Annotated in this window: 16 protein-coding genes; 8 read left to right on the top strand and 8 right to left on the bottom strand. The window is 55.5% G+C overall.

Annotated features, from left to right (window positions below; all coding sequences use genetic code 11):
- The first annotated feature begins 10 nt into the window (after nt 1-10).
- Nucleotides 11-769, top strand: coding sequence for a chitin disaccharide deacetylase (gene chbG, locus AC3WS9_RS13070; RefSeq protein WP_285150717.1), 759 nt, complete (start codon nt 11-13; stop codon nt 767-769).
- Between the two features lie 172 nt (nt 770-941).
- Here the strand turns inward: chbG and katE are convergent, their stop codons facing one another.
- Entirely contained in the window at nt 942-3,203 is a 2,262-nt protein-coding gene (gene katE, locus AC3WS9_RS13065) for a catalase HPII (RefSeq protein ID WP_492488763.1), read from the bottom strand.
- 207 nt (nt 3,204-3,410) lie between these two features.
- Between katE and cedA the strand changes: the two genes are divergently transcribed.
- From cedA to AC3WS9_RS13035, 6 genes are all read left to right on the top strand, one after another.
- On the top strand, nt 3,411-3,665 hold the full coding sequence (gene cedA / locus AC3WS9_RS13060) for a cell division activator CedA (protein WP_282495021.1): 255 nt from the start codon (nt 3,411-3,413) through the stop codon (nt 3,663-3,665).
- Between the two features lie 354 nt (nt 3,666-4,019).
- The gene (locus AC3WS9_RS13055) at nt 4,020-4,571 is read left to right on the top strand and encodes a fimbrial protein (RefSeq protein ID WP_492488761.1); all 552 of its coding nucleotides are present in this window, start codon (nt 4,020-4,022) and stop codon (nt 4,569-4,571) included.
- Between the two features lie 40 nt (nt 4,572-4,611).
- Complete coding sequence (locus tag AC3WS9_RS13050; RefSeq protein ID WP_324724171.1) at nt 4,612-5,175, top strand: fimbrial protein; 564 nt, start codon at nt 4,612-4,614, stop codon at nt 5,173-5,175.
- Nucleotides 5,176-5,239: 64 nt separating this feature from the next.
- Nucleotides 5,240-5,959, top strand: a complete 720-nt coding sequence (locus AC3WS9_RS13045; RefSeq protein ID WP_492488759.1) for a fimbrial biogenesis chaperone — start codon at nt 5,240-5,242, stop codon at nt 5,957-5,959.
- Between the two features lie 124 nt (nt 5,960-6,083).
- Entirely contained in the window at nt 6,084-8,477 is a 2,394-nt protein-coding gene (locus AC3WS9_RS13040; RefSeq protein WP_492488758.1) for a fimbria/pilus outer membrane usher protein, read from the top strand.
- Complete coding sequence (locus AC3WS9_RS13035) at nt 8,478-9,461, top strand: fimbrial protein (protein ID WP_492488756.1); 984 nt, start codon at nt 8,478-8,480, stop codon at nt 9,459-9,461.
- Between the two features lie 759 nt (nt 9,462-10,220).
- Here the strand turns inward: AC3WS9_RS13035 and AC3WS9_RS13030 are convergent.
- From AC3WS9_RS13030 to hxpB, 4 genes are all read right to left on the bottom strand, one after another.
- Entirely contained in the window at nt 10,221-11,612 is a 1,392-nt protein-coding gene (locus AC3WS9_RS13030; RefSeq protein WP_492488754.1) for an L-cystine transporter, read from the bottom strand.
- A 126-nt stretch (nt 11,613-11,738) separates the two neighbouring features.
- On the bottom strand, nt 11,739-12,329 hold the full coding sequence (locus tag AC3WS9_RS13025) for a metal-dependent hydrolase (RefSeq protein ID WP_282492003.1): 591 nt from the start codon (nt 12,327-12,329) through the stop codon (nt 11,739-11,741).
- A gap of 94 nt (nt 12,330-12,423) precedes the next feature.
- A complete protein-coding gene (gene kduD, locus AC3WS9_RS13020) occupies nt 12,424-13,185 on the bottom strand; it encodes a 2-dehydro-3-deoxy-D-gluconate 5-dehydrogenase KduD (RefSeq protein WP_492488752.1) in 762 nt (253 codons plus the stop codon).
- Nucleotides 13,186-13,333: 148 nt separating this feature from the next.
- The gene (gene hxpB / locus AC3WS9_RS13015) at nt 13,334-14,002 is read right to left on the bottom strand and encodes a hexitol phosphatase HxpB (RefSeq protein WP_492488750.1); all 669 of its coding nucleotides are present in this window, start codon (nt 14,000-14,002) and stop codon (nt 13,334-13,336) included.
- A 146-nt stretch (nt 14,003-14,148) separates the two neighbouring features.
- Between hxpB and AC3WS9_RS13010 the strand changes: the two genes are divergently transcribed.
- Nucleotides 14,149-14,685: a YniB family protein gene (locus AC3WS9_RS13010; RefSeq protein WP_282492000.1), complete on the top strand. Its 537-nt coding sequence runs from the start codon at nt 14,149-14,151 to the stop codon at nt 14,683-14,685.
- Nucleotides 14,686-14,722: 37 nt separating this feature from the next.
- Here the strand turns inward: AC3WS9_RS13010 and AC3WS9_RS13005 are convergent, their stop codons facing one another.
- From AC3WS9_RS13005 to pfkB, 3 genes are all read right to left on the bottom strand, one after another.
- Nucleotides 14,723-15,583: a fructosamine kinase family protein gene (locus AC3WS9_RS13005; protein WP_285150708.1), complete on the bottom strand. Its 861-nt coding sequence runs from the start codon at nt 15,581-15,583 to the stop codon at nt 14,723-14,725.
- Nucleotides 15,584-15,688: 105 nt separating this feature from the next.
- The gene (gene ghoS, locus AC3WS9_RS13000; RefSeq protein ID WP_282491998.1) at nt 15,689-15,979 is read right to left on the bottom strand and encodes a type V toxin-antitoxin system endoribonuclease antitoxin GhoS; all 291 of its coding nucleotides are present in this window, start codon (nt 15,977-15,979) and stop codon (nt 15,689-15,691) included.
- 102 nt (nt 15,980-16,081) lie between these two features.
- The gene (pfkB, locus tag AC3WS9_RS12995; protein WP_282491997.1) at nt 16,082-17,014 is read right to left on the bottom strand and encodes a 6-phosphofructokinase II; all 933 of its coding nucleotides are present in this window, start codon (nt 17,012-17,014) and stop codon (nt 16,082-16,084) included.
- Nucleotides 17,015-17,051 lie beyond the last annotated feature (37 nt).

The following is a 17,051-nucleotide window of genomic DNA, read 5'->3' as shown; positions in this document are numbered from 1 at the left end:
AGGAACAGAGATGGAAAATCTGTTGATCATCAATGCCGATGACTTTGGCCTGTCGAAAGGGCAAAACTACGGCATTGTCGAAGCCTGTCGCCACGGGGTGGTCACCTCGACCACCGCGCTGGTGAACGGCGAGGCGGTGGAGCATGCCGCGGCGCTCAGCCGCGACCTGCCGAAGCTCGGCGTCGGGATGCACTTTGTGCTGACGCTCGGCATGCCGCTTTCCCCGATGCCGGAACTGACGCGTGACGGGCAGCTGGGAAAATGGATCTGGGAGATGGCAGAGCAGGGTGCGCTGCCGCTCGACGAAATTGCGCGCGAGCTGGACTGCCAGTTTAACCGCTTTGTCGACCTCTTTGGCCGTGAACCGACGCACCTCGACAGCCATCACCACGTGCATATGATCCCGGCGATTTTCCCGCTGGTGGCTGAATTTGCGGCGCGTAAAGGTGTGGCGATGCGTGTGGATCGTCAGGTGCAAGCTTTGCACGGTCTCACTCTGAGCGCTGCGCCGACCACCGACGGGTTCAGCAGCGATTTCTACGGGGATGAGATCAGCGAAGCGCTGCTGTTGCAGGAGCTGGACGCTTCTGCGGCACGCGGAGAACGGTCACTGGAAGTGATGGCCCACCCGGCGTTTGTCGACAATACGGTGCGAAAAAGCGCCTATTGCTGGCCGCGCCTGGCGGAACTGGATGTGCTGACATCGCCGTCGCTGAAGTATGCGATTGCGGAGCGTGGGTATCGTTTGGGGACGTTTAGCGATCTGTAAGCATTGCCGGGTGGCGCTTGCGCTTACCCGGCCTACGGGGTTCGTGCGGTTTGATGCCCTCACCCCAACCCTCTCCCACGGGAGAGGGAGAAAACATCAAAAACGGCAACCTTCGGGTTGCCGTTTTGCATTGACCTTGTAGGCCGGATAAGCGAAGCGCATCCGGCGTTTTTTAAGCCGGAATGTGAGCGATTTTACTACTGCGCGACCACACCCGGTGCGCCGCCAGCAGCTCGAACAACTGATCCATAAACGGCCCAGCGGCTTTATCACCCTCCACAATCCCTTCTTCGCCTTTCTCCGCCACTTTCAGCAGGGATTTAAACTGACGCGCATCGCCCGCCAGTGCGACAGGTTTCAGGTGTTTGTAGGCTTCCAGCAGGTAGTATGCCGCATCGCCATTGTCGAGCAGGCTCTGAATATCCCCGCCCGGCACAATCACCGCATCGACGGTAAGGGACGGCGACCCGGCAAAGGTCCCGGCAATCGGCAGCGTGGAACCGTCGTCCGCTTTCACTTCCCCCATACGCTTGTAGAGCAACTGGGCATGCACGCCTTTGGCTTTTAGCGCTTTCAGGATCGCCAGCACATCTTTTGCGGCAGTGTTGTCGTTAAGCAGTACCGCCACAACGCGCCCTTTTATCGATCCGCCCGGCACGGCATACAGGCTCAGGGAGGCATCTTTTTTCAGGCCGTTGACCTCTTTCGGCGGGGCGGTGTTACGCTGCTCGTCGGTGAGGGTGATGCCTAAATTGTCCGCGACGGCCTGGGCTAACTGAATGTCGATATGCGCCAGCTGATCGACGACTCGCTCACGGATATAGGTCCGCACCACTTTACCTAACTCAAAGCTAAAGCTGCCGATGATGTGTTCCTGCTCAACCGGCGTCTGACTTTGCCAGAACAGGCGAGGGTGGGCATAGTATTCGCCAAACGACGGGCTGCGCTCGCGGATTTTGGTGCCTTCCACGCGCTCCTGGTACGACTCGAAACCGCCGCGTTTCGCCGCCGGCGGGGTTTCGCGCGGCCAGTTATCGTTGATCGAGTTCGGTTCGTAGTTGGCCGGGTTAGTGTCGATATCCTGACGATGCATCCCGTCGCGCTGGAAATTATGGTACGGGCAGGTCGGACGGTTGATCGGGATCTCGTGGAAATTCGGCCCGCCGAGTCGGCTGATTTGCGTATCCGTGTACGAGAACAAACGACCCTGCAGCAGCGGATCGTTGGTGAAATCCAGCCCCGGAACGATGTGCCCCGGATGGAACGCCACCTGCTCGTTTTCGGCAAAGAAGTTATCCGGGTTACGGTTGAGCACCATTTTGCCCACCAGTTGCACCGGGACCAGCTCTTCCGGGATCAGTTTGGTCGGGTCGAGCAGATCGAAATCAAATTTGAATTCGTCCTCTTCTGGAATCAGCTGGAACCCCAGTTCATATTCCGGGAAATCGCCCGCTTCGATAGATTGCCATAGCTCGCGGCGGTGGAAATCGGGGTCGCGCCCGGTCAGCTTTTGTGCTTCGTCCCACACCAGCGAGGCTTTACCGGCCACCGGTTTCCAGTGGAAACGCACGAACGTCGCTTTACCGTCGGCGTTGATCAGGCGGAAGGTGTGAATACCGAAGCCTTCCATGGTGCGATAGCTGCGCGGGATCCCGCGGTCGGACATCGCCCAGATGACGTTATGCAGGGTTTCCGGCTGGAGCGAAACATAGTCCCAGAAGGTGTCGTGCGCGCTTTGTCCCTGCGGAATAGCCCAGTGTGGCTCCGGCTTTACCGCATGGACAAAGTCAGGGAATTTGTGCGCGTCCTGAATGAAGAACACCGGCGTGTTGTTGCCGACAAGGTCAAAAATGCCTTCTTCCGTGTAGAACTTGGTGGCGAAACCGCGAATATCACGCACCGTATCCGCCGAGCCCGCGCCGCCCTGAACCGTGGAGAAGCGCACAAAGACCGGGGTCACTTTATCCGGGTCCGAGAGGAAGTTGGCTTTGGTCAGATCGCTTAAATCTTTATACGGCTGGAAATAGCCGTGGGCGGCAGAGCCGCGAGCGTGAACGATGCGTTCCGGAATGCGTTCGTGGTCAAAGTGGGTGATTTTCTCCCGCAGGATAAAATCTTCCAGCAGCGTCGGGCCACGGTTCCCCGCGCGCAGGGAGTTCTGGTCATCGGCGATGCGCACGCCCTGATTCGTCGTGAGCGGGAAATTCTCCCCGCCTTTACGATGCGGTTCCAGAGCGTGCAGTTTTTCGTTGTCGGTATCAGGCGCTTTGAGGCTGCCTGGCGCGGTAGGTTGTTCACCCGGCGCGGATGGGGAAGATGAGGGGCGATGAGACCCATCCTCTGGCGCCAGCGAGTCCATCCCCGGTCTGGATTCTTCGTCGCCGTGAATCGGTGACTGGTGCTGTTTTTCGGTCTTATCTTTTTGCTTCGACATTGCTCACTTCTCCTGTCTTCATTGCTGAAATACGTTCGTTGTGGCGAAAAGCCCCATTAACTATAGAACAATGTGATTCTGCGGCCGGGAAACTGAGAGTATTCGGGCTGACGCTTTAGCAAAAGGAGGGCATATCGCATGCAAGGCGCGACGGACGGGGCAGGAATCGGCTATGATTGGGGTTTTACGCTTCCAGAATTTGTTTTAGTGAACCAGTCGCTTATGAAACCATTTCGTCAACAAAACCGTCGTGTCATTAGCTACGTGCCTCGTGTTGAACCCGCGCCGCCGGACCACGCCCTGAAAGTGGATGGCTTTCGCGACGTCTGGCAGCTTCGTGGCAAATACGTGGCCTTTGTCCTGATGGGAGAGCATTTCCGCCGTTCACCGACCTTCACCGTTCCGGAATCAGCCCAGCGCTGGGCAACGCAAATCCGCCAGGATGACGATATTCAGGATTAGCCATGACATTTCGGGCGCAGAGCCTGTGGCTCTGTTGAGAAGCACACTAAAATCGCGATGTTAATTCTGCGCCCGCTTTATATTCCTGATTCCTGAACAATTATTTCTTACCGCTTCTGCTGCTCCCTTTTGATTCATCTTATGCCGCGCTCAGCTTTGGGGTCTAAAAATAGACGCTCGCCTTGCTGAACGAATGTGCAATCCACAGTACGCTACGCCACAAGTCAGAAAGCCTGTTTGTCATTAATTTCATGACAGACGGAAATCTATTTCTGACAGGACAATATAAATATCAAATCTTATTAACATCGTGTTAATAGGGTTTGGTTTTTATTCTTATAAAAGGGAAATCATATGAGCAAAATGTTTTATAAAAAAATGACGCTTGCATCTTTAATTGCTGCAAGCGCCCTGGTTTCATCAATGGCTAATGCTGCAGATGATTCTGACACTTTGTCTTTACAGGTGTCAGGCACCATTAATCCTGCACCGTGTGGGCTGGTCGTGAGCAAAACTGCGCTGGATCTGGGTTCTTCTCTGATTAGCGATCTGAAAACCTCCGATCAAGCCCCGGCAGAAATTGGCACCCGTACGCTGCAGATTGCTCTCGATCAATGCCAACCCACCACTAACGTGGAACTGAGTGTTTTGGGTGCTTCTGCTGAAGGCGACAGCACGCTGCTGGCAAACAGCGCAGCAACGAATGCGGCAACCAACGTCGGCGTGGGCGTGTGGAATAAGAAAGATGGTAGCCAGGTCAAGATTGGTGGCGACCCCATTATTTTGGTCCCAGGGAGTTCCCCAATGACCAATCTGGATTTCGCATTAGTGAAAGCGGATGGCTCTGCCGCAGTGACTGCCGGTGATGTGACTACCACTGCACAGATTAAACTGACCTTCCTCTAAACCACGGCTATTGCTCAGATAAAATATTAAGGGATTTATTATGAATAAGAAAATTATCGCGATGGCGATGGCAATGGCCTTTTCCGGCGTTGTAGGCATGAGCAATGCGGCGCAGGAGCCTATTTCTCAGGACGTTACCATCACCGGTCATGTACTGAATGAAATTTCCTGTCAGGTTAAAGCGGATGCAACGCTGAGCTTTGATAATATCGAAATGACTCAGATCGGGACCCTCGAGTCAGGAAAACCGCTGGCGAATGGCGCAGCAAAACCCTACATGATTGCCGTGACCAAATGCCCGGCGGGCCAAAAGATTTCTGTGACCATTCAGGGAACGCCTGATGCGGAAAACGTACAGCTGGTGGCGCTAAATGATGCTCCAGGCGCTGCACAAGGCGTGGGTATTGGTTTCTGGGACACGATTATGGCGACCAACGAACACAAACTGCTGGCCGTGAACGACAACAGCTCAGTGCCGCGCGAAGTGAACAGTGACGGTGCCGTTAACATCCCTCTGAGCATCGCACCGGTACAGTCGACTACCGAGGCGGCTGTAGCAGGCACCATCAGTGCCACCACCAGCATCAAAGTGAATTTCCTGTAATTAATTTTTAACTCTCCAGTGGCTGGCTAACAGGCCAGCCCTTTTTTTATCTCCGAGAACGACCATGAAATTAAATCCTATTGTTGCTGCCGCTATTATTTCGCTGGCAGGAATGAGCTTTGCTTCACAGGCGACCGTCCAGTTATCTGCGAACCGCCTTTTTTATAGTGCTAAAAATCAGGATGTGAATATTACGGTTAAGAATGTTGAAGACCGTGAATATTTAGTGCAGTCCTGGGTTGATGCAAAAGGTAATCCCGAATTAGAACATAACGCGAAACTGCCTTTTATTGTTTCACCCCCGTTGTTCCATATGGCGAATAAAAGCGAAGCCGTTGTGCAGATGATGTATTCCGGTGAAGGGCTGCCAACCGATCACGAAAGTCTGGTCTGGCTGGACGTCAAAGCCATTCCGGCAATGACCGATGGCGAGAAAAAAGTCAAAACCAAAGTCATGGTCGCCGTTCTGACCCGTATTAAAGTCTTCTATCGCCCGGAAAATCTGCCAGGCAATGCGACGGATGCCATTGCCGCGCTGACATGGAAAAAAGACGCCAATAATACCGTGACGGTAAAAAATGACTCTCCGTATTACGTCGTCATGAATAAAGTCAAAATTAATGATGACGAAGTGAAAGTCTCCATTGAAGACAACAATACCGTGGTGGCGCCTCATGGCAGCAAAACGTATCCCGTTAAAACAGCGAAAGCGGGAACCAAAGTGACCTGGAGCGCCATTAATGAATACTCAGTGGTGTCTGCTGAGCACAGCGTAACGCTGTAATTATTGTATGCCATCAGTCCATACCCGGAAAAAGACGTCCCCGCGCTTTGTGCGTAGTGCGGTTTCATTATGTGTATTGCTCTCAATTTCAGCAGCTCATGGGGAAGCCTATTTCGACCCTGGCATGATGCAGCCTGTTGACGGCGCGCCGGCCATTGGCGATCTGAATGCGGTAATGGCGAATCAGAAAAAAGAGGGGACCTATCATGTCTACATTGATGTTAACGGCGAAAAATTTGCGACCGGTGATATTCAATTTAGCCTGAAGAATGACGAGCTGGTGCCCTGTGTGCCTATGACGATGTATGCCAAAATTGGCGTCGATCCCTCGGCATCGGATGTGCATCTCAATCATGAAAAAGACGATCGTACCTGCGTGTTGTTGACCGAAGCGGTTCCCGTGGCGCAATCGTCTTTCGATTTTTTAACCAAGAAATTGTCCCTCTCTTTTCCGCAAAGTACGCTGCGTGCGCATCTGAAAGATGAAATCCCCGCGGCGCTTTGGGATGACGGTATTCCGGCGTTGCTGGTGGGCTACCAGGCGTCGGGCTCGCAAACGCTGCAAAGTCAGGACGAGAGCTCTAAAGGTTCTGATAATTTCGTGAACCTGAAAAACGGTATTAACCTTGGCGCCTGGCGTTTACGTAATCTCTCTACCTTCACCCAAAGCAGCGACGCCGGGACACACTGGGACAGCACCAGTACCTACATCGAACGCGCCCTGCCGGGTATCAAAGGGGAACTGGTGGTGGGCGATGCCTATACCACCGGGGATCTTTTTGACAGCATCCGTATTAAGGGCGTTCAGGTGGCGTCAGATACGGATATGGTGCCAGACAGTATTAATGGCTTTGCGCCAGTGATCCGCGGGATCGCCAAAAGCAACGCCACGGTCACCATCCGGCAAAATAACAACATCATCTACCAGACCAACGTCGCCCCTGGGCCGTTTGCCATTACCGATCTGGCGCCGGTATCCTCCGGCGGTTCGCTGGAAGTGACCGTGAGAGAGGCGGACGGGACGGAGACGCGCTACAACCAGGCTTTTGCCTCGATGCCGATTTTGCAGCGTAAAGGCTCACTAAAATATGCCTTCTCTGCCGGGAAATACTCGGAAGCAGAAGCCCACGGCACCGAACCAGACGTTTTCCAGGCGGTTATCGCCTACGGATTGCCGTACAGCCTGACCTTGCTCAGCGGGTTACAGCACAGCAATGAATATCAAAGCGTCGATTTGGGACTGGGGCTGGATTTAGGGTTCCTCGGGGCTATGTCGCTGGATGTGGCAAAACAGAAAGCCACGCTTTCCACGGATGATGAAAACCGCAAAGGCAGTGCGACGCATCTTGTCTGGCAGAACCACATCAACAAAACGCGCAGTGACATCAATCTGGATCTCACCCGGTACAGCGGGGGCTATATCTCTTTCGCCGATACCTACTCGAATACGGATGCCCGCCAGGTTAAAAAACAGCAGCTCTCGCTGTCGTTTAATCAGGCGCTCACTGAAACGCAAAGCCTGTTTGTGTCGATGAACAAAACGGATTACCAGAACAGCGCCAGTGCGAAAATGTATCAGATCGGTCTTAACAGTCCGCTGTGGAAACTCAACGCCTCCGTCACCTTTGGTCTGAATCAAAACGCTGACGAAAAAGGATCCGTGACGCGCGACAAGCAGCTGCTGTTCAACTTCTCCTTGCCGCTCTCCGTGTTTGATACCACCTCGACGGCCAGCGCGACGGCGATGATCACCAATGATTTAAAAGGCAACAGCAATCAGACGGTCGGCGTGAACGGCAACATCATGAATTCCCCGGCGTTAACCTATAACACCCAGTTCGGTTACAACGTCAAAAAGCATGACGATGACACCAAAAATGCCAACGTCGGCGCGACCTACAAAGGGCGCTACGGCGAGGCGCAGGCGGCATACAACCAGGACGACCAGCAAAAACAGTTCACTTATGGGCTTAACGGCCAGCTGGTTCTCCATCGGCATGGGTTGACGCTGGGGCAATATTCCGACGGATCGATCGCCCTGGTGAGTGCGCCGGGCGCCGATCATGTGGGTATTACCAATAATCTCGGCGTTTACACCGACTGGCGTGGCTATACCCTCGTGCCTGATTTAACCGCCTATAAAACAAACTCGGTGCAGATCGATCCTGACAGCGTGGGGCAGAACATGTCGTTTGAGAATATTTCGGCAGAGGTCATTCCCACTAAAGATGCGGTGGTGATGGCCAGTTTCCCGGTCAATATCGGGCGCAAAGTGCTTTTCACGCTCAACTACAAAGGGGATGTGATCCCGTTTGGTTCCCAGGCGTACCTGAAAGGCAGCGATCGGATGTTTTTTGTGGGCGATCGCGGAGAACTGTTTATTACCGGCGCATCCGAAGACGGGGAGATCACCGTGGACATGACCGAAGACCATCAGTGCAAGGCCCATTATCAGTTACCGAAAAGCAAAGGTAAGTTGCCAATTACCATGATGCCATTAGCCTGCGGGGATCAATAAATGCGTATTTTTCCAGCCACGGTCTTTCTGCTCATCGCTGGCGGTGCGGCGCTGCCCGCGCTCGCGTCAGCCTGCGATTTGCAACGTCAGGCAACGGCATCCGTCGCACTGAGCGGGGCGCTGCAAAAAGACCCGCTTAGCGCCAGCGTCGGCGAGACGTTGTATGTCAAAAGGGCGTCACTCTCGACGCTGGCGCACCGCAAGCAGGATATCCTCTGCACGCCGGTTCAGTCGCAGGAGCAGCTGATCCTCAAAGGCAATATGACCGGGACCATGACGGGGGACCATGTTTATCCCACGTCCGTCCCGGGGATCGGCGTGCGGCTGTCGGTGGTGGTGGGGCAAAAAGGGAACCACACGTCACTCCTGACGTTGCCGGTATCAGAGCAAATTGCGCTAAACAGCGCGACGGATATCACCAGCGACAACGTGTTTGTCAAAACCGAGCTGGTCAAAACCGGGCCGATCGCGACGCTGGGTAATATTAGCTATCAGACTCCGTCGCTGCTGTCGTTTTCGCGCTCGGCGACGCAGCAGATCGTCAACGTAGATTACTCCCTCGCCGTGACGCCACCTGCCGGATATTGCCGGTTCACTTCCACTCACGCGGCGTTCAGCCTGGCGGCGGTGGACAGCAGCGCGGTGATATCCTCTTCGGCGCTGCCAGTGACGCCGCTGCCCATCAACTTTGCCTGCGTCGGCGCACCCGCGCATATCGAAATGACGCTCTACGGCGCGGCGGATGCGGTAGCGAATGGGGTGTTACGCAATAAAGAGGGGACGGAGCAGGCGACGGGAGTTGGCGTTCAGCTGTTGTATCGCAATGCGCCTGTGGCGTTCGGCTCGCCGATATCGCTGGATGATGTTCCACTCCTCAACAATCAGGGCGATATTCCGCTGTCGGCGCGGTATGTCGCCACATCCGGGAAGGTCAGCGCAGGTAAAGTGGAAACCCTGGCGACGATTAAGCTGAATTTTTTGTAGGGAAAAATGGCATAAAAAAAGGCCCTCAATGGAGGTAATGCTGGTCCCAGGACCTTTATGGCATCAGTGGAATCGTTCCGTTCACTTTCGTTCCTCTGCTTCCGGTCCATCTCTCTGCGGTGAACGTGCCAGGGTGGCTCAATCGCCACCACCCTGGCAACCCCGGCTCCCGGCAAAGAAAATCGCCGCTTCGCGGATTATTCGCCCCATCCATGGGGCTCACCCCTACGGGGCCAACGCAAGCGTTGTTCAAAATTGCTCCCGGCAATTTTGTCTTCGTCTTATTCCTTCCGGCTGACGGGGACGGGCGCAGGTAACATCCCTGTAAGTCGCGCCCTCGACGCACATCCCTGTGCGTCGCCCCTGCCTCCAGTCAACGCCTCAGCGATTTTCAGCCGGACTCACGTTCCCTCAACCTTTTCAGCCGTCTGCATGTTGCACCGGTGTGGGTCCCCGCAGAAATCGGCGAACCGGAGGCCAGATGACAAGGGCTGGACGCCATGGATGGCGGCCAGAGGCGAAACGAGACAGGAAGTCGAGTCGAGCCGACCGCAGGCAGATGGCCGGGAGGTGAGCGCAGTGCGAAGCACCGATTTCATGGCGGGGCGCGGGGATTGCAAAGGGGGCCGCGTGGCCCCCTTTGCACGTTCACAGGTTGTGACGCGATTATATTCTGCTGAACATGAGGTGAACGGAACAACCTCAGATGCTTAACTGATCAGCATTACCTCAATGGAGGGCCTCTTGTCGCTTGTACGATTAACGATGCGCCAGTTCGGCGTTCTCTTCGCTATCGAGAATCGCTTTGTCGGTCTGCTTCAGCCACTGGCTGGTGAGCGTCCCGGCGGTCATGGAACCGTTGACGTTCAGGGCGGTACGACCCATGTCGATCAGCGGCTCAACGGAGATCAACAGGGCGACCAGCGTCACCGGCAGACCCATCGCAGGCAGCACGATCAGCGCGGCGAAGGTTGCGCCACCACCGACACCAGCCACACCGGCGGAGCTGACGGTCACGATACCGACCAGCGTTGCAATCCACATTGGATCCAGCGGGTTAATGCCAACCGTTGGAGCCACCATCACTGCCAGCATCGCCGGGTAGAGACCCGCGCAGCCGTTCTGACCAATGGTCGCGCCGAAAGAGGCGGAGAAGCTGGCGATCGATTCTGGCACACCCAGACGACGGGTCTGCGCTTCCACGTTCAGCGGAATTGACGCGGCGCTGGAGCGGCTGGTGAAGGCGAAGGTCAGTACCGGCCAGACTTTACGGAAGAACTTCAGCGGGCTCACGCCGTTCACGCCGAGCAGGAGGCCGTGGACGGCAAACATGATGATCAGACCCAGGTAAGAGGCGACCACGAAGCTGCCCAGCTTGATGATGTCCTGCAGGTTAGAACCGGCAACGACTTTGGTCATCAGCGCCAGCACGCCGTATGGGGTCAACTGCATCACCAGACGAACCAGCTTCATCACCCAGCTCTGCAGGGTGTCGATGGCGGTCAGGACGCGCTGGCCTTTCGGCGCATCGTCTTTCAGCAGTTTCAGCGCAGCCACACCCAGGAAGGCGGCGAAAATCACTACGCTAATAATGGAGGTTGGGTTCGCGCCCGTCAGATCGGCAAACGGGTTTTTCGGTACAAAGGAGAGCAGCAGCTGAGGCACGCTCAGATCGGCCACTTTACCGGCGTAGTTAGTCTGAATGGCGGCCAGACGCGCGGTTTCCGCGGTGCCCTGCACCAGACCTTCAGCGGTCAGGCCAAACAGGTTAGTGACCAGCACACCGACCAGCGCGGAAATCAGCGTGGTGAACAGTAGGGTGCCGATGGTCAGGAAGCTGATTTTACCCAGCTGTGATGCGTTATGCAGACGGGCCACCGCGCTCAGAATAGAGGCGAAGACCAGCGGCATGACAATCATTTGCAGCAGTTGCACGTAGCCGTTACCGACAACGTTGAACCACTGAATCGAATCTTTCAGCACCGGGTTATCTGAGCCGTAAATCGCCTGCAACGCCAGACCAAATACCACACCCATACCCAGACCGACGAGTACCTTTTTCGCCAGGCTCCACTGCTTATGACGCGTCTGCGCCAGCAGCAACAGCAAGACAACGAACACCACGATGTTCGCAATAAGTGGAAAATTCATCCCCGTTCTCCTGATTTATTACCGACCGGTATTTTCCGATCCTGTTGGCGCAAGGTTAGCAGAAGTGTGATGTGGCGCTTATATCCAAATGGAATGGATTATGACAAATGGGATTATTTCGTCTGTTTAATGTTCAATCTGGTGATGAATAAAGCGATTGAACTGAAATTGCAGGGAATTGATCATCTGTGACGACCAGCGAACTGCACCATTTTCGGGCAAGGTCTGGGGCATCCAGACCGAATAGGCGAACAGCGCCATGCACAATACGCGCTCCAGCTGGTTGCCTTTTTGCGGGGCCAGAATCGGGAAACGGAAGCGCCAGCGGCACGGCCACAGCAGCGGAACACCCGCGGGAGTGAGCATATCCGCGAGAATGTGGCTTAAATAGCCGAGCACCATCCCCTGAATCGCGTCGGCGGGGACAATCCAGCTTTCGGGGATCTTTAAATAGAAGAGGGTCAGCAGAATAAACACCGCCAGCAGGCTGTGGGTAAATCCGCGATGGCCGAAGGCCCGGGCGATAGGCTTGGAGACCCATTTCAGCCGCTGGCCGAGAAATGACTTCGGATGATCGATATCCGGCAGCAGGCAGGTCAGGACCGCAGAAGGAACAATATGCCACCAGTCGCCCTGCGCCAGAACAGGGGTCAGCTCAGCGTTTTTGGCAAACACTGCGCAGGCAATAGAAAAAAGGAGGTGGCCTTCCGCCGTCATGATAAAACCCATGAAACTGTCAATTCATACAGTATAGGGTTTTTATACAGTAGGCGGAAGAGGTTACGGTGTAACTCTTTGTCACAAACTGGCGTTAACGCGCCAGCCAGCCGCCATCCACGGCAAGGGTGTAGCCATTGATATAGTCAGAGGCTTTTGACGCAAGGAAAACCACCGGGCCCTGCAGATCTTCCGGGACGCCCCAGCGCGCGGCGGGAATACGATCCAGAATCTCTTTGCTGCGCTGATCATTCTCCCGCAGCTCCTGAGTATTATTGGTCGCCATATACCCCGGCGCAATCGCGTTGACATTGATGTGATGCCCGGCCCATTCGTTGGCCAGCAGGCGCGTGATGCCCAGCACGCCGCTTTTGGATGCCGTATAAGAAGGCACGCGGATCCCGCCCTGGAAGGAGAGCATCGAGGCGATGTTAATGATTTTCCCGCCGTCACCCTGGGCGATAAACTGGCGCGCCACGGCCTGGGAAAGGAAAAAGACCGATTTGAGGTTCAGGTTCATGACGTCATCCCAGTTCTTTTCACTGAATGACAGGGCATCTTCCCGGCGGATGGTTCCGGCGTTGTTCACCAGAATATCGACGCGGCCCATCTCCGCGACCGTTTGGGCCACAATGTTTTCGAGAGCGTCCTGTTGGCTAAGATCGGCCTGAATCGCCATAAAGCGTCGGCCCAGGGCTTTGACTTTTGCGGCGGTCTCTTCGGGGATCCTGCGGTTCACGCCCACAATGTCACATCCTGCCTGCGCCAGCCCGAGCGTCATTCCCTGGCCTAAACCGGTATCGCAGCCGGTGACGATGGCCACTTTTCCCGCCAGATTAAAGGCATCCAGTATCATATTTACCTCAGAGTGTAGGATTATTATCGTTCTGAAGGTAAGAATAGGAGCCGCTTCGCGGAAATACAAATAAAAATGAAATGATGTTTTAAAAATTGATGGAGAGTCATGTTTTCGGGCAACGGAGCGTTGCCCGAAGGGGGAGTGCTTAGCCGCGCAGATGGGCTACGGTGAGATCGGTAAGCGTCGCCAGTTTAGCATCCGTCAGGGCAAAGCGCGGATCGTGCTGGCCCTCTTCGGCAGGCACCACGATGGAGCGCATCCGCGCCGCTTTCGAGGCGATCATGCCGTTCACCGAATCTTCCAGCGCCACGCAGGCCAGGGTATCGACGCCCAGTTTGGCGGCACAGTCCATATACACCTGCGGATGCGGCTTGCTGTACGGCAGTTTTTCCGCCGAGGCCAGCGCGTCAAAGCTGTCGCGCAGGTCGAACATCTCCAGCACTTTTTCCAGCATGTGCAGCGGGGAGGCGGACGCCAGACCGACTTTCAGCCCCTGAGCTTTGCACAGGGCGATGGCTTCGCGCGCACCCGGCAGCAGCGGGCGGTTCTCTTCTACCAGCGAAATCGCGCGGCTGATAATACGGTCGGTCACTTCCTGGCGGCTCGGGCCATTCCACGGCTGGTGGGCATACCACAGCTCAACAACCATATCGATGCGCAGTCCCAGCGTGTCCGGGAGTTCGCTACGGCGGCTGATATCCACTCCAATGCTGGCCATGACATCCAGTTCGGCACGATCCCACAGCGGTTCGGAATCGATTAACAATCCATCCATATCGAAAATGGCAGCAACAATCTGGCGCGGGGTCGACATAACGATATCTCCTTTCACAGGTTTACAGCACAGGGAGAGTCCTGAGTTACTCCGCAATTTACCATATTGCCCCTAAAGAACGGGCGAAATTCGTAAGCAGAAGGTAAACTTAGGCTCAAAGAGAGCGTCTTAATGAAGGGGAACTGATGACGTATCAACAAGCTGGACGCATAGCGGTGCTAAAACGCATTGCCGGATGGGTGATTTTTATTCCGGCCGTGATTTCCACGCTGATCTCTGTGCTGAAATTCATGTACGAGCACAGCGAAAAACAGGCAGGGATCAATGCGGTTATGCTTGATTTTGCGCATGTGATGATCGAGATGATGCGCTTTAATACGCCGTTTCTTAACATCTTCTGGTACAACTCGCCCACGCCCGATTTCCATCAACAGCTGAACATTGTGTTCTGGATTATCTTTGCGCTGATTTTCATCGCCCTGGCCCTGCAGGCCTCCGGCGCGCGCATGAGCCGCCAGACCCGTTTTCTGCGTGAAGGGGTGGAAGATCAGCTGATTCTGGAGCAGGCGAAAGGGCCAGAAGGGTTAACCCGCGAGCAGATTGAGTCGCGCATCGTGGTGCCACATCACACCATTTTCCTGCAGATTTTCCCGCTGTATGTCCTGCCGGTGATTATCATCGTCTGCGGCTATTTCTTCTTCTCACTGCTCGGTTTTCTGTAACGCAAAACGGGTGGTCAGGCACCACCCGTTTTCGCCTTTACGCCGCTAAAATCCTGTCCAGCGCGCGCTGCGCATTCACCAGATGTTCACCTCCGAACAGAATCGCCCGATTAAACAGGGTATAGAGCTGGTAAATAGGCTGTCGTTCGAGGAACCCCGACGGCAGCGGTGATACCGACTGATATCCGTCGTAGATTTGCGGCGGCTGCTCCGGATGCAGCGGCAGCATGGCCAGATCGCATTCGCGGTCGCCCCAGTAGCAGGCAGGATCAAAGATGTAAGGCCCGTTCGGCCCTAAGGCGCAGTTTTCAGACCAGAGATCGCCATGCAGCAGCGAAGGCTGAGGCTGGTGGGACGCCAGGCGCTGCTGAACGTGCTCAACAATGGCGTCGATATTGCCGAACTCCAGGCCTTTTTCGGCAGCCAGCTCAAGCTGCCAGCCAATGCGCTGCTCGGCAAAGAAGGTCGACCAGCGACGCTGCCAGGCGTTGGGCTGTGGGGTGGTGGAGAGGTCGTTATCAAAATCGAGACCAAACTGCGGCTGGTCGCTCCACTGATGCAGGCGGGCGATTTGCTGGCCTAACAGAAAGGCGTTATGCGCGTCCAGCGGACGGGCAGGGAGATAGTCCATCACCAGAAAGCTGTAGTCGCGGTCGCTGCCCACCGCCCAGACCTGCGGGACGGAGACAGTTTTGCTGCGCGACAGCAGTTCCAGCTGATCGGCTTCGGCGGTGAAGATGGGGAGCAATTCCCGCTCATCACATTTGACGAAGAAATCCCGCCCCGCGAAGCGCACATGCCATGCGGCGTGGATTTCACCACCCGGCAGCTCGTTACGCAGCTCGATCTCCCCGTCGCCCAGTTGCTCGTTTAACAGATGACTGATAGCCTGCCACATGATGATTCTCCCATGTTGTCCGCCAGATCATTAAGTTAGCGCAAAAACGCCGTTCAATAATACGAGCTAACGCACACCTGAGCCGTCAGGATCACTGCAGGGCATTTATTGTTCTCTTTTTTGCCACTCTTCCCAGGTTTTTACGTCAATATTTGCCTCTTTGCCGGTCGCGCTCTCAACCAGGCCGCTGGCCAGCGTTTTCACTTCGTCACGATCGAGGGGGCTTATCAGGCCAAAGGTATTGGTGCCCAGATCGTGTACGTTGCCTTCGTCATCCGTCAGGGTCAGCAGGAATCCGCCGCGCGTCAGGTGATTGGTGATCTCGTTGAGTTCGGTCAGCGAGTCTTCATGAATTTTGATGGTTACAACGTAGCGGGTGATGTCACCACTGCTCATATTTCACCTCTTTGTTATCGCGAAAGTTTTCTTAGCATAGTCGATTGCGCCAGTTTGGCGACTTAACGGGGAATTCCCCTCATCGCTGAGGGGAAGTGGTCTTTAACTTTGGGACAGGTAATCGACGATTTTTTGCGTATCTTCGAGAGAGCACAGGCGCGTGCCGTGGTTAATCGTGGCGGCGCTACCGGCCGCGACGCCGTAGCGCGTCATCTCCAGCAGCGACGCGCCTTGCGCCAGTTTTAAGGTCATCGCGCCGACCATACTGTCACCGGCACCGACGGTGCTCTGGCTTTTCATCGGCGGCGGAACGACCTGTACCGATCCGGTTTCATCGACGCCGAGGGCACCCTGTGGCCCCAGAGACACCACCACACGACGCGCTTTGCCGCTGCGCACCAGCTCTTGCGCGGCAGAGCGCACGTCATCCGGCTGGGTTAACGGGCGGTTGACCAGCGCGCTCAGCTCTTTCTGGTTCGGTTTTATCAGTTCCAGATCGCCGGACTCCAGCGCGGCGGTCAGCGCTTCGCCGGAGCTGTCGACGATGCAGCGCAGGCCTTTCTTCTTCGCCGCCTGAATCAGTTGGGTAAGTTTTTCACATTTCACGCCGGGCGGCAGGCTGCCGCTGATGACCAGCAGGGCGCCGCTTTCGATAGCGAGCACTTTCTCTTCCAGCTGGCGAAACTCATTGTCATCCAGCATGGCGCCGGGCATCACAAAGCGGTACTGTTCGCCGCTCGATTCGACGTGGACGTGCAGGTTCTGGCGCGTCCAGTCTTTGGCTTCCACCGTATCGACGGCCACCTGTTCATCCGCCAGCAGCGCCACCAGATGTTCACCGGTCGCGCCGCCCGCCGGGAAGATCGCCGTGGCTTTTCCGCCAAGATAGGTGATGGCGCGCGCGACGTTGATGCCGCCACCGCCAGGTTCGAACACCGGTGCAGTGCAACGCAGTTTACCTTCGGGATAGATCTGCGGTGTCAGCGTGGCGCTGTCGAGGGAAGGGGAGAGCGTTAGCGTATAAATTCGGACCATTATGACCTCCTTTTAGCATGGGCTTCGGTAAGCATGG

The sequence above is a fragment of the Lelliottia sp. EB106-05-01-XG201 genome (genome assembly GCF_058791735.1).
This window is presented reverse-complemented; position numbering and strand designations above follow the sequence as displayed.

Excerpts from the sequence above, each read along its gene's own strand:
- AC3WS9_RS13050 (WP_324724171.1), top strand. The coding sequence starts at position 4,612 with ATGAATAAGAAAATTATCGCGATGGCGATGGCAATGGCCTTTTCCGGC.
- AC3WS9_RS13005 (WP_285150708.1), bottom strand. The coding sequence starts at position 15,583 with ATGTGGCAGGCTATCAGTCATCTGTTAAACGAGCAACTGGGCGACGGG.
- katE (WP_492488763.1), bottom strand. The coding sequence starts at position 3,203 with ATGTCGAAGCAAAAAGATAAGACCGAAAAACAGCACCAGTCACCGATT.
- chbG (WP_285150717.1), top strand. The coding sequence starts at position 11 with ATGGAAAATCTGTTGATCATCAATGCCGATGACTTTGGCCTGTCGAAA.
- AC3WS9_RS13025 (WP_282492003.1), bottom strand. The coding sequence starts at position 12,329 with ATGACGGCGGAAGGCCACCTCCTTTTTTCTATTGCCTGCGCAGTGTTT.
- AC3WS9_RS13035 (WP_492488756.1), top strand. The coding sequence starts at position 8,478 with ATGCGTATTTTTCCAGCCACGGTCTTTCTGCTCATCGCTGGCGGTGCG.
- AC3WS9_RS13010 (WP_282492000.1), top strand. The coding sequence starts at position 14,149 with ATGACGTATCAACAAGCTGGACGCATAGCGGTGCTAAAACGCATTGCC.
- kduD (WP_492488752.1), bottom strand. The coding sequence starts at position 13,185 with ATGATACTGGATGCCTTTAATCTGGCGGGAAAAGTGGCCATCGTCACC.
- hxpB (WP_492488750.1), bottom strand. The coding sequence starts at position 14,002 with ATGTCGACCCCGCGCCAGATTGTTGCTGCCATTTTCGATATGGATGGA.
- ghoS (WP_282491998.1), bottom strand. The coding sequence starts at position 15,979 with ATGAGCAGTGGTGACATCACCCGCTACGTTGTAACCATCAAAATTCAT.
- AC3WS9_RS13040 (WP_492488758.1), top strand. The coding sequence starts at position 6,084 with ATGATGCAGCCTGTTGACGGCGCGCCGGCCATTGGCGATCTGAATGCG.
- pfkB (WP_282491997.1), bottom strand. The coding sequence starts at position 17,014 with ATGGTCCGAATTTATACGCTAACGCTCTCCCCTTCCCTCGACAGCGCC.
- AC3WS9_RS13055 (WP_492488761.1), top strand. The coding sequence starts at position 4,020 with ATGAGCAAAATGTTTTATAAAAAAATGACGCTTGCATCTTTAATTGCT.
- AC3WS9_RS13045 (WP_492488759.1), top strand. The coding sequence starts at position 5,240 with ATGAAATTAAATCCTATTGTTGCTGCCGCTATTATTTCGCTGGCAGGA.
- AC3WS9_RS13030 (WP_492488754.1), bottom strand. The coding sequence starts at position 11,612 with ATGAATTTTCCACTTATTGCGAACATCGTGGTGTTCGTTGTCTTGCTG.